Consider the following 12974-nt stretch of genomic DNA (forward strand, 5'->3'; position numbering starts at 1 on the left):
GTGCTGCGGCGGGCCACGGCGGGCGGCGGGCCGGCACCCGGGCAGGACGCCCCGGGTGCCCGGAGAGGGCCGGACTGCCTGGTGGACTAGTGGAACTGCTCTTCCTCGGTGGAGCCGCTGAGCGCCGTGGTGGAGGAGGCCGGGTTGAGGGCGGTGGAGACCTGGTCGAAGTAGCCGGTGCCGACCTCGCGTTGGTGCTTGACGGCGGTGAAGCCGTGTTGCTGGGCGGCGAACTCCTTCTCCTGGAGGTCGACGTAGGCGGTCATGCCGTGCTGGGCGTAGCCACGGGCCAGGTCGAACATGCCGTGGTTGAGGGAGTGGAAGCCGGCCAGGGTGATGAACTGGAAGCGGTAGCCCATCGCGGCCAGTTCCCGCTGGAACTTGGCGATCTGGTCGTCGTCGAGGGCGGCCTTCCAGTTGAAGGACGGCGAGCAGTTGTAGGCGAGCATCTGGTCGGGGTGCTCGGCGTGGATGGCCTCGGCGAATTCGCGGGCCTGGGCCAGGTCCGGGGTGCCGGTCTCGACCCAGATGAGGTCGGCGTACGGGGCGTAGGCCAGGCCGCGGGCGATGACCGGGGCCATCCCGTTCTCCACCCGGTAGAAGCCCTCGGCGGTGCGCTCGCCGGTCACGAACCGGGCGTCGCGCTCATCGATGTCGCTGGTCAGCAGGTTCGCCGCGAGGGCATCGGTGCGGGCCACGATCACGGTGGGCACATCGGCTATATCGGCGGCGAGACGGGCGGCGTTGAGGGTGCGGATGTGCTGGCCGGTGGGGACCAGGACCTTGCCGCCGAGGTGGCCGCACTTCTTCTCCGAGGCGAGCTGGTCCTCGTAGTGGATACCGGCCGCGCCTGCCGCGATCATCGCCTTGGTCAGTTCGAAGGCGTTGAGCGGGCCGCCGAAGCCGGCCTCGGCGTCGGCGACGATCGGCGCCAGCCAGTCGGTGGTGTCGCTGCCGCCCTCGGCGGTGGCGATCTGGTCGGCGCGCAGCAGCGCGTTGTTGATCCGGCGGACCACCTGAGGAACGGAGTTGGCGGGGTACAGGCTCTGGTCGGGGTAGGTGTGCCCGGCCTGGTTGGCGTCGGCGGCGACCTGCCAGCCGGACAAGTAGATGGCCTGCAGTCCGGCCTTGACCTGCTGGACGGCCTGGCCGCCGGTCAGCGCGCCGAGCGCGTGGATGTAGTCCTGCTCGTGCAGCTGCCGCCACAGCCGCTCGGCACCACGCCGGGCCAGCGTGTGCTCCTCGCGGACACTGCCCGACAGCCGCACCACGTCCTGTGCCGTGTAGGTGCGCTCGATGCCCTTCCAGCGTGCGTCGGTCGCCCACCGCTCCGCCAGTTCCGTGGCCGTCGTCGTGCTTGCCTGTGCCATGACCGTCTCCCGGGTCTGCCTGTGTCTCGTGAAAAGTGCGAATGTGGCACGGAGTGTCATATCCGAGTGGGGCCCGCCGGGGTCCCTGCGCGATCAAAGGTGAGCAATGTTGCGCGGGCTTCCGCACGGAACGGCCGGTGTCTCCGACGTCAGGGCGTGAATCGTGCCCGGTGTTCCGCTCAGGTCGCCGGTTCCGGCGGGCCGTACTCAGACTTTGACACCGGCACTGAGTGCCATCAACCATGGATGCGTGCCAAGTTTTGTGTATCTTCCCGGCCGTCTTTGCCAAGTTTGCAAAGGCTCCGGAACAGCGCCGCTGTGCTTAAGATCCAGCGAGGACATCGAGCGACGGCATGGAGCAACGGCATCGCTCAACGGCGTTGAGCGACGGCATCGAGCGACGGCATCGAGCGACGGCGTTGAGCGACGGCATGTGGAAAAGCCGGCCGGCGAAGGATCGACGGAGAGGGGTGGCGGCCACCGTGAGCAAGACCTACGCAGGAGCGCGCCTGCGCCGGCTGCGCGAGGACCGGCGCCTGAGCCAGGCGGCCCTGGCGCGCATGCTGGAGATCTCGCCCAGCTACCTCAACCAGATGGAACACGATTCGCGCCCGCTGACCGTCCCGGTCCTGCTCCGCCTCACCGAGGTGTTCGGCGTCGATGCGGGGTTCTTCTCCGAACGGGACACCAGCCGGCTCGTCGCCGACCTGCGGGAGGCCCTCGCCAATGAGATCACCGCCGACCGGGTATCCCCCTCGGACCTCGCGGAACTCGCCTCCCGTATGCCCGCCGTCGCCGGGGTGTTGGTCGACCTCGGACGCCGCAACCACCAGCTCGCCGAGCGGCTGGCCGAAGCCGCGGAGGGGAGGGGGCAGGCCGTCACCGCCCTGCCGCGCTCCGCACACGAGGAGATCCGCGAATTCTTCTACCGCCGCCGGAACTACCTCCACGACACCGATCTCGCCGCCGAGGAACTCGCCACGGAGATCGGCATCCGCCCCGGTGAGGTCGTACGCGTCCTGACCGCCCGCCTGGCGGAACGCCACCGCGTCCAGGTGTCGGCGGACTCGCGCGTGCTGCATCACTATGACGACGCCCGCCGTGTCCTGCGCCTGTCGGGTCGGCTGCGCCCCGGTCAGCAGGCGTTCCGGATGGCCACGCAGCTGGCGTTCCTGGAGTGCGACGATGAACTGTCCCGCCTCGCCTCACAGGACTTTCCCCCGGACTCGGACGCCTGGTCGCTGGCCCGTATCGGCATCGCCAACTACTTCGCGGCCGCGCTGATCCTTCCCTACCGCCGCTTCCATACGGCCGCCGAAGAGGTCCGCTACGACATCGAGCGGCTCACCGACCAGTTCGGCCTCGGCTACGAGACGGTCTGCCACCGCCTGAGCACCCTCCAGCGCCCGCGCCTGCGGGGCGTCCCGTTCTCGTTCGTGCGGGTGGACCGCGCGGGCAACATGTCCAAACGGCAGTCCGCGACCGGCTTCCACTTCTCCCGGGCGGGCGGGACCTGCCCGCTGTGGAACGTCTACGAGGCCTTTGCCACCCCCGGCCGGATTCATGTGCAGATCGCCGGGATGCCGGACGGGCAGCGTTACCTGTGGACCGCGCGCACGATCACCCGGCACCGCGGCGGCTGGGGTGAACCCGGCAAGACGTTCGCCATCGGCCTCGGCTGCGAGATCCGCCACGCCTCCCGGCTCGTCTACTCGGACGGCCTCGACCTCGGCAACGCCGCGGCGGCCACCCCGATCGGCATGGGCTGCCGCATCTGCGAACGCACCGACTGCCCGCAGCGGGCGGTACCACCGCTGGACCGCCGGCTCGCGGTGGACGAGAACAGCAGCACGTTCGTGCCGTACCCGGTCGTCGGACCGGATGCCTGACCGCGGGATGCAACGGCCGGCGACATACGGTGGCCTCCGGTGTCCCGGGGGGAACGTATGCCCTGGGGAGGAACGTACCGCTGGGCGACCCGTGGCGGGGTGGACGTACCAGGACGACAACTGTGGCGTGCTGCACGCGACATCACGTAGGGCGTGCTGCACGCGCAATGACGTCCCGTTCCGGGCCGTTGGGTGCCCAGGGTCTCGCCGGTGGAAAGGCGCGGGCAAAAACTGTTCTTCGAGCGTGCGTAAAGCTTCGTCCGTGATCGGCTTACGCCGGCCGCCGATGACTGCCGTGCGGCAAGCAGCACCCCGCGCCGTCACCTGCGTTGGTGGCGGCCAGTCAACAGAACTGCCTGGTCAGCGAGCGGCCGACCAGACCCGGAAGCGGCCCGCAACGTGGTCAAGACGACCAAGGCGCTGACGGGCAAGGAGGGCAGGAGGCAGGGCTCTCCTGGCAACAGCGCCGGGGCGTCAAGTCAGCCTTCAAGGACGCCAGAAGCCACGGGGGAGAGGCGGCCGGAGCCGAGGTGGGATGGACGGAGCCACTGAAGCGGTACGCGGAGAGCGAGACCGGGCAGCGTTCGCTGCTGGGCGGGGCGGCACGGCACAGCAGTGGGGCGGAGGAGCGACGGGTGCCGAAGCGCAGCCGCAGCCGCAGCCGCCCTCGAAGTCTCAGCGGCAGCAGCCACACCCGGCACGGCAGGAGTTCCGGGCCGATGTCGCTTTCGGCGACGGCTCGTGGATCGCCTTGAAGACCGGCAGGATCGCGCAGACGGAGACACTGAAGAAGGTCTTGTGAAGGCGGGGGAGCGCGGCTCGCGCAGTAGCGGGAGGGCGGGTCGGCCGCGCCGGTTCCCGTGCTGTCGCTGGTGCGGGGTGTCGGCCCGCTGCGCGGTACCCGACCGCTGGTGCGGGGATTCGGCCCGCTGCGCGGTAACCCGACCGGCGGTGAGGGGCGTTCGGCCCGCCGCGCGGTACCCGACCGCCGGTGTGCCGCCGGCGCCGTCGCGGGCCCGAGGGGAGGGCCGTCAAAAGTTTTTCCACACTCCACCAATCCACGGGCGTTGCGGCTCCGAATCACGGCAGACACCTCGCCGAGGTGTCGGTCTCGAACCCGGACGACGTGCGGTCTCCCCCCTTCCCCCGCGGAGGCCGCCGGAAAAGGATCGAACGTGATAGCCAAGCGCACCAGCCGCCTCGCCGCACTCGTCGCTCTGCCCGCCGCCCTGGCCCTCACCGTGGGCGCCTCGTCCCAGGCCGCCGCCGAGGGCACCGGAGCGTTCCAGATCAACCTGGCGCAGTTGAACAACTCCGGTTCCAAGGGCACGGCGATGCTCAGTCTCCAGGGCAACCGGCTGACGGTGAAGATCGAGTCCGAGGGACTGGTACCCGGACAGCCCCACGCCCAGCACCTGCACGGCTCCACCGATGGCCATGACTTCCACTGCCCGGATGCGACCGACGACACGAACGGCGACGGCGTCCTCGACAACACCGAAGCCACGGTCGACTACGGCAACATCAACATCTCCCTCACGACCAAGGGGCCCACGGACATGATGAGCGGCCTCGCCGTCGACCGCATGCCCGTGGCGGACGCGCAGGGCAAGCTCTCCTACCAGCGCACGCTCACCGTCTCCCAGGCCGTGGTCGACCACATCAAGGATCTGCACATCGTGCAGCACGGCATCGACCGCAACAACAACCAGAAGTACGACTTCGACGGCGCGGGCAAGAGCGAACTCGACCCCAAGCTCCCCCAGGAGGCCACCGCTCCGACCAACTGCGGTGAGGTCAAAGGCGCTGCGGTGGGGTCCATTCCGGTCGGCGGGGTCGAGACCGGAACCGGGCCCTCCGAGGAGAACGGGGTGCCGTTCGCGGTGCTGGGCGCCGGAGGTGTCGCCTTCGTGGCGTTGACCGGTGCGCTGGCCGTCATGCGACGGCGGAAGACCGTGCTCGCCGATGGGCGGCCCGGGAGCAACGGGAGCGCCGCATGAGCCGCCGGAGCGAGGACAGCGTGATCGCCGTGCGGCGCCGGGGCCACCGGGTTCTCGGCTGCGCGATCGCCGCGGCATTGGCGAGCGTGCTCGTCGCCGGGTGTGGGGGACAGGAGACGGCGCCGCCCCGGTCGCTCCCCGCGGGGCAGCCGCCGGCCCAGGGCGGGGACTCGTCCCCCGACGGGGCGACGGGCAAAGGGGCCGGGAGCCAGGTTGCCGGGAGCATGCCGAAGTCCGTTCCCGAACGGCTCTCCATCCCTTCGCTCCAGGTCTCCTCCACACTGGAGACGCTGGGACAGCACAAGAACGGGGCCATGGAGACCCCGCGCGATCCCGACAAGGCGGGCTGGTACCGGCCCGGGCCGACGCCCGGCTCCCAGGGGCCGGCCGTGATCGCAGGTCATGTCTCCTGGAACGGCAAGCCGTCGGTGTTCGAGAAGCTGTCGACGATGAAGGCCGGTGACACCATCGAGGTCGCCCGGCAGGACGGGAAGACGGCGAAATTCACCGTGGACCGCGTCGCCCAGTACCCGAAGGACAAGTTCCCCACGGTCGAGGTGTACAAGAACCTCGACCATGCCGGCCTCCGCCTGATCACCTGCGGCGGCCAGTACGACCAGGGTCAGCACTACTACCCGGACAATGTGGTGGTGTTCGCCAGCCTCACGGGCAGTGCGTAAGCCGAACCCTTGAGAACGGGCCGACGGTCCGGTGCCCCGTACGGGAGACCGGGCCGCCGGATCGCCCGCGGCCGGCAACCGCCATACTGCGTGCGATCTTTCTGCTCGCCTCGAAGGGAACCCCGCGACGTGTCCTCCACCCCCTCCCTGCCCCTCACGCACACCCGCGTCGTCATCGTCGGAGCCGGGCCCGCCGGGCTCACCGTGGCGAATCTGCTGCGCGCCGCCGGAGTCGACTGTGTGCTGCTGGAAGCGGAGAGCAGGGAGTTCATCGAGCAGCGGCCGCGTGCCGGGTTCATGGAGGAGTGGGCGGTGCACGCGCTGGCCCGGCACGGACTGGCCGACCGGCTGCTCGAACGCGCGGAAACCCAAGGGGAGTTCGAGTTCCGCTTCGACGGCGAGCGGCACACCGTACGGACGGCGGAGCTGTCGGGGCGGCACCACTACGTCTATCCGCAGCCGCTGTTGGTCACCGACCTCGTGGCGTCGTATGCGGACAAGGCGGGCGGGGAGGTGCGCTTCGGCGTACGCGAGGTGGAGTTGCACGACATCGACGGGGACCGGCCGGCCGTCTCCTACACCGACCCGGTGACCGGCGCCCGGCACCGCATCGAGTGCGACTTCATCGCGGGCTGCGACGGTGCGCGCGGGGTGAGCCGGGCGGCCATACCCGCCGACCGGGCGGTCCTCACCCGTCATGACCACGGCGTCGCCTGGCTCGCGCTCCTGGCCGAGGCGCCGCCGTCCGCCGACGGTGTGGTCTTCGGCATCCACGAGCGCGGATTCGGTGCCCATATGGCCCGTAGCCCCCAGGTCACCCGCTACTACCTTGAAGTCGAGCCCGGCGAGGACGCCGGGAGGTGGTCGCACCGCCGGGTGTGGGACGAGCTGCACACCCGGCTCGCCGCCGCCGGCGCCCCGCCGCTGACCGAAGGGCCGCTGATCGAGAAGGTGGTCCTGGACATGCACGACTACGTGGTGGAGCCGATGGCGTACGGCCGCGTCTACCTGGCGGGTGACTCGGCGCACCTGGTGGCGCCGATCGCCGCCAAGGGCATGAACCTTGCGCTCCACGACGCCCTGCTGCTCGGCGAGGCGCTGATCGCGCACTACCAGGGCGACGACAGCGACCTCGAAGGCTATGGGCAGGCCTGTCTGCGGCGGGTCTGGCAGTACCTGGAGTTCTCGCAGTGGCTCTCCTACGCGCTGCACGGTGCCTCGTCCGGCGACCGCATGCAGGCGGGCACGGCCTCCGCGCGGCTGCGGCGGCTGCTGGGGTCACCGTCCGCGGCGAAGGCGTTCGCCCGGCTGTACCTCGGCGAGGAAGCGGATCTGTAGGCCCGGCGGTACCTCGGCGAGGAGGCGGATCTGTAGCCCGGGCTGTACCTCGGCGAAGAGGCGGATCTGTAGTGTCGAGACCGACGCACCCGAAACCGCACATCCGTGGGGTGATTCACATGACGGAGTGGGGTGGGCCCCCGGTGGGCTGGGTACGCGGCCACGTGATCGCCGGGCGAGATACCGTTGTGAAGTGGTAGAAATTCGGCGAAAAGCATCGCTGAGACTCCGAGGAAGGGAGACGCCATGTCATCGAAGCGCCGTCGCAAGAAGAAGGCCCGTCGCAAGAACGGGGCCAACCACGGCAAGCGGCCGCAGTCCTGAATCAAGGACGGTGACCTGAGGGACCTCCCCCAGGGGGTTTCTGTGGGCTCCTCGCCTCCGTTCCGGCGGACGCGAGGAGCCCACAGTGGTCACCGCACCCTGGTCACGGCCTGGTCAGGGCCTCGGCTATGCGCTGGGTGGCCTGCGCCTGGGTGGCGTCGCGACGGGTCGGGTTGAACGAGATGACCACGCGCCGCTGTTGGTCGCGGGTGGCGAACAGGGCCGAGGAATAGCCGTACCGTTCACCGGTCTTGCCCCACAGCGTGATGCCGTTGATCGTGAAGGTCTGCAGGCCGGCTGAGTAGCGTGCAGGGCTGCCGTCCAGCATGCGCACCTCGTCGGGCGGCAGCGTGAACATCCGCTCCGACTGGCGAGGCGGCAGGAGTTCGCCCGAGAACAGGGCGGTCAGGAAGCGGTCCAGATCACCGGTGTGGGAGATCATCTCGCCCTCCCCCCAGGCGAGCGACTGGTCGAACGCGGTGATGTCCAGCAGGGACCCGTCCGTCATCTTCAGATAGCCGTGCACATGGGGCCCGTGGATGCGCGGGTCGTTGCCGGGCACGGAGGTATGCCGCAGGCCCAGCGGGCGCAGCACGCGATCGGCGACCACCTCGCCGTAACGGCGCCCCGTCAGCCCCTCGATCAGCAGTGCCAGAAGGACGTAATTGATGCCCCGGTACTCCTGCTTGGTGCCCGGGGTGAACTTCATGGAACCGTGCGAAACCAGCGCCACGATCTGGTGGGGCGTCCACCGGTCGTAGCGGTGCCGGGCGATGGACTCCGGTGTGGACAGGTCATAGGGCGGTTCCTGCTCGTCGGGGAGCCCGCTGGTGTGCTGCAGCAGTTGCAACACCGTGATCGGCGGAAAATGCGCCGGCAGCAGACCCGGGAGACACCGCTGGACCGGAGTCTCCAGCGGGAGCCGGTGTTCGGCCGCGAGCTGCAGCACCACCGTCGCCACGAACACCTTGGTGATACTGCCGATCCGGAAGGCGTCCCGCTCATGGATCTCCCGGCCGGAGTCCCGGTCGGCGACGCCCGCGGTGCCGTACCACCGCCCGGCAGAGCCGCTCACCCGCAGCTGGGAGCCGGTCAGCTGCGGATGCGCGAGGTCACCTATGGCGGCCCGCAGCGCCGCCACGTTCAGCGGAGGAACAGGCACGGGCGCCGGACCGGGCCGAGGCGGCGGACCGACTGACGAGCGGGCCGCGGGCGGACGGGAGGAGGCCCGCGCGGGACCCGTTGTCGCTGCGGCCACCGCACCGGACAGTGCGGCGCCCACAACCACCCTGCGGGTCAAGGGAGAAGGACTCATGCCGGACAGCTTTCCGTGTGCCGCCCGCGCTGCCTTCAGGGATCTCCCTGATCCGCCCCTGATCCGCCCCTGAGCCGCCTCGGGACGTGCCCTTGACCACGGTGAACACCCACCCGCATGAGGTACCGGTCTCCATGCCGTGGTCCGCCGGCCGCCGCGACGCCAGGTTCCGGTGTCCGGTAGCCGTCCGGCGGGCGGTAGCCGTCCGGTGTCCGGTGGCCCTCCGATGTCCGAGTAGAGGGAGCCGTTGCCGAGGTTTAGCGTGGAGGGAGTTCCCCACCCGGAGGAGCTGTTGCCATGTCACTCGGCCAGCGGGAGACCGCCGCCGGTGGACGGCTGTCGCCCGTGCTCGACAGCCCCGTCCTCGGGATGACGCCCTGGATCGCGATGTCGGTGCTGGTCGGGCCTGGCCGCTATGAATTGGCGGTGGCCACGGCGCTCGCCCTCGCGGTGGCGATCGTCGTCATCGGCCGTAAACGCCATCCGGGCGGCTCCTTGAAAATCCTTGAGATTGCCGATGTCGTCTTCTTCGCGGCGATGGCGGTCATCGGTATCTTCGCGTCCCCCGGCACCCTGCGCTGGTTGGAGAATTACTCGGGGGAGGTTTCGAATATTGCGCTCCTGGTGATCGCCCTCGGATCCATGGCGATCCGGGTGCCGTTCACCCTGCAGTACGCCCGGGAACAAGTACCCCGCAAGTTCTGGAACACGCCCGGATTTCTGCGCACCAATTACTACATCACCGGTGTATGGGGTGCGGCTTTCGGGGTGGCGGCGATAGCGGGTGCCTGTGGCGACCTCGTGCTCCACAATTCCAACAATCTGTGGACGGGGTGGATCATCCAAATCGCGGCCATCATCGTCGCGCTGCAGTTCACGCGGTGGTATCCGGACGTCGTGCGTGCGCGCGCCCGGCGGGAACAGGGTCTGCCCGGACCGCCGGAACCACCGGTCAGCGACCTGCTCCTTCCGCTCGTCGGCTATCTGACCCCGGTGGGCATCCTGGTGCTCGCCTTCAACGCAGGGCCGGTATGGCTCGGGATAGCGCTGATCGTGGTAGGGGTACTGCTGGTCAAGTCACTGAACCGCCCCTCGCCGGCCGAGCCCGATACAGGCGGCCACGCGTGACGGCGGCACGAAGGCCCCGGTTGGCCGTGGCAGGCGCCGGGTGAGCACCGCACACCTTCTGCCGAAGCCGTCGACGACGGCGCGTCAGTGGTGGTGGCCGTGCCGGCCGAGGGTCTCCACGGGGGTCGCGCCGGGGCGGGTCCACTGCGGCACGGGCCGGCTGGTCGGGCCCCAGGTGGCGACGCCGTCGGCGTCCGAGCGCCAGTACCAGCAGGACTGGCGGGCCTCGGAGGGGTGCCCCTCGCGGACATCGCCGAGCACGGGCCGACCCTCGGGGTTGTCCTCCCACGCCTCCCCGCGGCCGTAGGGCGTCATGTCGAGCAGGCCGAGGGACCCGTTGACCGGCTCATTGCCACGGCCCGTGGTGGAGTAGGTGAGGAACAGGCGGTCTCCTTCGCGCAGGAAACACCTGAGGTGCCCCATTTCTCCGCCGACCGGCGCCGCCACACCCCGCACCGAGTACCAGGGCTGGGGGTAGCCCATGAACGCGACGTAGGGAGCCACCTCGTCCCATGGGCCCGAGGTCAGGACGGCGAACGAGACGCCCCGGGCGTTGAGGTAGGCGGCGTCCTTCATGTGCCAGGCCGTGGTGGTGCAGCCCTCGCACTGCCCCTGGTGCGGCGCGCCGTCGTACCACATGTGCTGGTAGACCACGAGTTCGTCGCGCCCCTGGAACAGGTCGAGGAACGGGACCGGCCCGTCAACGCCGGTGACCTCGACCGCGCCGTCGAGCTCGACCATCGGCAGCCGCCGCCGGGCCGCGGCGATCGCGTCGCCCTCATGGGTGTGTGCCTTCTCGCGGACCAGCAGTTCCTCGCGCGCCGCCTGCCAGGTGGCCAGGTCGACGACTGGCGGCTTGCCGGGGAGGTCGCTGCTCGCGTTGCCGGGCCTGGTCGTCATGTGTCCTCCGTGGTGTCTCGTGCCGGGCGGCGTCGTACGGCGTCCCACGACGCTCACCACAACAGACTCCTGACGCGGTCGAAACTCATCGCCGCAGGGGGGCGCCCACGGCCGAGCCTGCACGGACCACCTCGGGCTGACAACGTCACCGACGCGCTCTTAGACTCGGTGGATGATCTTTATTGTCGTCAAGTTCCCCGTGAAACCCGAGTACGCCGAAGAGTGGCCGCAGCACGTCGAATCCTTCACCGGCGCCACCCGCGCCGAGCCCGGCAACCTGTGGTTCGAATGGTCCCGCAGCATCGAGGACCCGAACACCTATGTCCTGGTCGAGGCATTCAAGGACGACGCCGCCGAAGCGCATGTCAACTCCGACCACTTCCGCGCCGCAATCGAGACGATGCGCCCGCTGCTGCGCCGCACCCCGGACATCGTGAGCACCACCATCGAGGGTGCGGGCGGGTGGAGCGCGATGGGTGAGATCACCATCGACTGAGGCCGGTCCGGGGCACCTGCCTCGGTCGGTGGCCGGTCCGGGGCACCGCACCGGACGGTAGGGCTCCCCCGCCCGCTACGGCCGGGCCGGTGTCACCAAGTGGCTGACAAACCAGTCCCGGGCGAGGTCGGCGACCTGCTGGAGGGCCCCGCGTTCCTCGAAGAGATGGGTGGCGCCGGGAACGATCTCCAGGCGGGTCTCCGCGCGCAGCGCCGCCTCGGCCTCGCGGTTGAGCTCGATGACCACGGGATCGTTGCCGCCCACGATGAGCAGCGTCGGCGCCCGTACGCCGGGGAGAAGTGGTCCGGCGAGGTCGGGGCGGCCGCCGCGGGAGACCACGGCAGCGATGTCCGCGCCGGGTGCCGCGGCGGCCCGTAGTGCCGCCGCGGCACCGGTGCTGGCGCCGAAGTAGCCGATCGGGCCGGCGAAGCGGCCGCGCAGCCACCCGGTGGCGTCCGCCAGCCGCTCGGCGAGCGTTTCGGTGTCGAAGACGTTCGACCGGTGGGCTTCCTCGGCCGGTGTGAGCAGGTCGAAGAGCAGGGTGCCCAGGCCCGCCTCGTTCAGGGCCGCGGCAACCAGGCGGTTGCGCGGGCTGTGCCGGCTGCTGCCCGAGCCATGGGCGAACATCACCACCGCCAGGGCCCCCGCCGGCACGGCGAGGTCCCCGGTGAGCCGGACCCCGGCGGCGTCGATCGCCACCTCCTCCGCCACATCCGTTTCCTCCGCCGGCTCCGTCTCCGCCGGATCCGGCGCCGCCACCGTCCGCGCCCCCGTCCCGTCAGGAGCCCCGGCGGCCGCCTCGGGCCCGGCCGCGGCCTGTGCCAGCAAGGAGACGACCTCGTCGTCCGGGGTCTGGGAGAAGTCCCGGTACCACTCGCCGACGGCGGAGAAGGCGAACGGGGTGGAGAGGCAGACGAATTCATCGGTCGAGCCGCGCAGCCGCTCGGCCGCGTCCGGAGGCGCCACGGGTACCGCAAGCACCACCCGGGCCGCACCCTGTGCGCGTACCACCTCGCAGGCGGCGGCCGCGGTGGCGCCGGTCGCGATCCCGTCGTCCACGACGATCGCCGTGCGGCCGGCGAGGTCGAGCCGTCGCCGCCCGGCGCGGAAGCGCTCCGCCTGGCGCGTGAGCTCCGCCGCCTCGGCGTGCTCCACGGATGTCAGGTCCGCCTGGTCGAGCCGGCCGCGGCGGACGATGTCGTCGCTGATCACCCTTACGCCGCCTTCGCCGATGGCGCCGAAACCCAGTTCGCGCTGGTAGGGGACCCCCAGCTTGCGGACCACGATCACATCGAGCGGCGCCCCCAGCGCCCGGGCCACTTCGAAGGCCACCGGGACCCCGCCACGCGGCAGGCCCAGCACGACGGGCTCGTCGCCCTGCAGGTGCCCCAGCGATTCGGCGAGCCGGTGCCCCGCATCCGCACGGTCAGTGAACAGCACAGTGTGCACCCCCTAGCCAGGGGAGACGGTAGCTGCGTCCACACCTCACTTCGAAATAACCGCATCCGGGGTGGCTTCGCAAGTCGGGCCGTGG

At 70.3% G+C, this 12974-nt stretch carries 12 protein-coding genes; 8 read left to right on the forward strand and 4 right to left on the reverse strand.

Annotated features, from left to right (window positions below; translation table 11 throughout):
- Window positions 1-86: 86 nt before the first annotated feature.
- Window positions 87-1370, reverse strand: coding sequence for an isocitrate lyase (gene aceA / locus ACF088_RS25040; protein ID WP_392378013.1), 1284 nt, complete (start codon window positions 1368-1370; stop codon window positions 87-89).
- A gap of 482 nt (window positions 1371-1852) precedes the next feature.
- Here aceA and ACF088_RS25045 point away from each other — a divergent pair, with 482 nt between their 5' ends.
- From ACF088_RS25045 to ACF088_RS25070, 6 genes are all read left to right on the forward strand, one after another.
- Window positions 1853-3259: a short-chain fatty acyl-CoA regulator family protein gene (locus ACF088_RS25045; RefSeq protein ID WP_392378014.1), complete on the forward strand. Its 1407-nt coding sequence runs from the start codon at window positions 1853-1855 to the stop codon at window positions 3257-3259.
- Window positions 3260-3794: 535 nt separating this feature from the next.
- Window positions 3795-4061 (forward strand): hypothetical protein, encoded by a 267-nt coding sequence (locus ACF088_RS25050; protein WP_392378015.1) that lies wholly within the window; start codon window positions 3795-3797, stop codon window positions 4059-4061.
- A 373-nt stretch (window positions 4062-4434) separates the two neighbouring features.
- Window positions 4435-5259, forward strand: a complete 825-nt coding sequence (locus tag ACF088_RS25055; RefSeq protein ID WP_392378016.1) for a hypothetical protein — start codon at window positions 4435-4437, stop codon at window positions 5257-5259.
- Window positions 5256-5939, forward strand: coding sequence for a class F sortase (locus tag ACF088_RS25060; RefSeq protein ID WP_392378017.1), 684 nt, complete (start codon window positions 5256-5258; stop codon window positions 5937-5939). The genes ACF088_RS25055 and ACF088_RS25060 overlap by 4 nt, the downstream gene beginning before the upstream one ends.
- Window positions 5940-6068: 129 nt before the next feature.
- Entirely contained in the window at window positions 6069-7277 is a 1209-nt protein-coding gene (locus tag ACF088_RS25065) for a 4-hydroxybenzoate 3-monooxygenase (RefSeq protein WP_392378018.1), read from the forward strand.
- Between the two features lie 246 nt (window positions 7278-7523).
- The gene (locus ACF088_RS25070; protein ID WP_370454205.1) at window positions 7524-7601 is read left to right on the forward strand and encodes a 50S ribosomal protein bL37; all 78 of its coding nucleotides are present in this window, start codon (window positions 7524-7526) and stop codon (window positions 7599-7601) included.
- A 103-nt stretch (window positions 7602-7704) separates the two neighbouring features.
- Here ACF088_RS25070 and ACF088_RS25075 read toward each other — a convergent pair whose 3' ends face one another.
- A complete protein-coding gene (locus ACF088_RS25075) occupies window positions 7705-8763 on the reverse strand; it encodes a serine hydrolase domain-containing protein (RefSeq protein WP_392378019.1) in 1059 nt (352 codons plus the stop codon).
- 450 nt (window positions 8764-9213) lie between these two features.
- Between ACF088_RS25075 and ACF088_RS25080 the strand changes: the two genes are divergently transcribed.
- A complete protein-coding gene (locus ACF088_RS25080) occupies window positions 9214-10044 on the forward strand; it encodes a hypothetical protein (protein ID WP_392378020.1) in 831 nt (276 codons plus the stop codon).
- Between the two features lie 84 nt (window positions 10045-10128).
- Here the strand turns inward: ACF088_RS25080 and ACF088_RS25085 are convergent, their stop codons facing one another.
- On the reverse strand, window positions 10129-10944 hold the full coding sequence (locus ACF088_RS25085) for a DUF899 family protein (protein ID WP_392378021.1): 816 nt from the start codon (window positions 10942-10944) through the stop codon (window positions 10129-10131).
- Between the two features lie 172 nt (window positions 10945-11116).
- Between ACF088_RS25085 and ACF088_RS25090 the strand changes: the two genes are divergently transcribed.
- Window positions 11117-11440, forward strand: coding sequence for a putative quinol monooxygenase (locus tag ACF088_RS25090; protein WP_392378022.1), 324 nt, complete (start codon window positions 11117-11119; stop codon window positions 11438-11440).
- Between the two features lie 75 nt (window positions 11441-11515).
- On the opposite strand, the gene ACF088_RS25095 is transcribed toward ACF088_RS25090, so the two are convergent.
- Complete coding sequence (locus ACF088_RS25095; protein ID WP_392378023.1) at window positions 11516-12880, reverse strand: phosphoribosyltransferase family protein; 1365 nt, start codon at window positions 12878-12880, stop codon at window positions 11516-11518.
- Between the last annotated feature and the right edge of the window lie 94 nt (window positions 12881-12974).

This window comes from Streptomyces sp. NPDC015125 (assembly GCF_043080045.1).
GTDB lineage: Bacteria > Actinomycetota > Actinomycetes > Streptomycetales > Streptomycetaceae > Streptomyces.

Coding starts and splice junctions, on each gene's coding strand:
- aceA (WP_392378013.1), bottom strand. CDS start 1,370: ATGGCACAGGCAAGCACGACGACGGCCACGGAACTGGCGGAGCGGTGG.
- ACF088_RS25050 (WP_392378015.1), top strand. CDS start 3,795: ATGGACGGAGCCACTGAAGCGGTACGCGGAGAGCGAGACCGGGCAGCG.
- ACF088_RS25060 (WP_392378017.1), top strand. CDS start 5,256: ATGAGCCGCCGGAGCGAGGACAGCGTGATCGCCGTGCGGCGCCGGGGC.
- ACF088_RS25070 (WP_370454205.1), top strand. CDS start 7,524: ATGTCATCGAAGCGCCGTCGCAAGAAGAAGGCCCGTCGCAAGAACGGG.
- ACF088_RS25080 (WP_392378020.1), top strand. CDS start 9,214: ATGTCACTCGGCCAGCGGGAGACCGCCGCCGGTGGACGGCTGTCGCCC.
- ACF088_RS25085 (WP_392378021.1), bottom strand. CDS start 10,944: ATGACGACCAGGCCCGGCAACGCGAGCAGCGACCTCCCCGGCAAGCCG.
- ACF088_RS25090 (WP_392378022.1), top strand. CDS start 11,117: ATGATCTTTATTGTCGTCAAGTTCCCCGTGAAACCCGAGTACGCCGAA.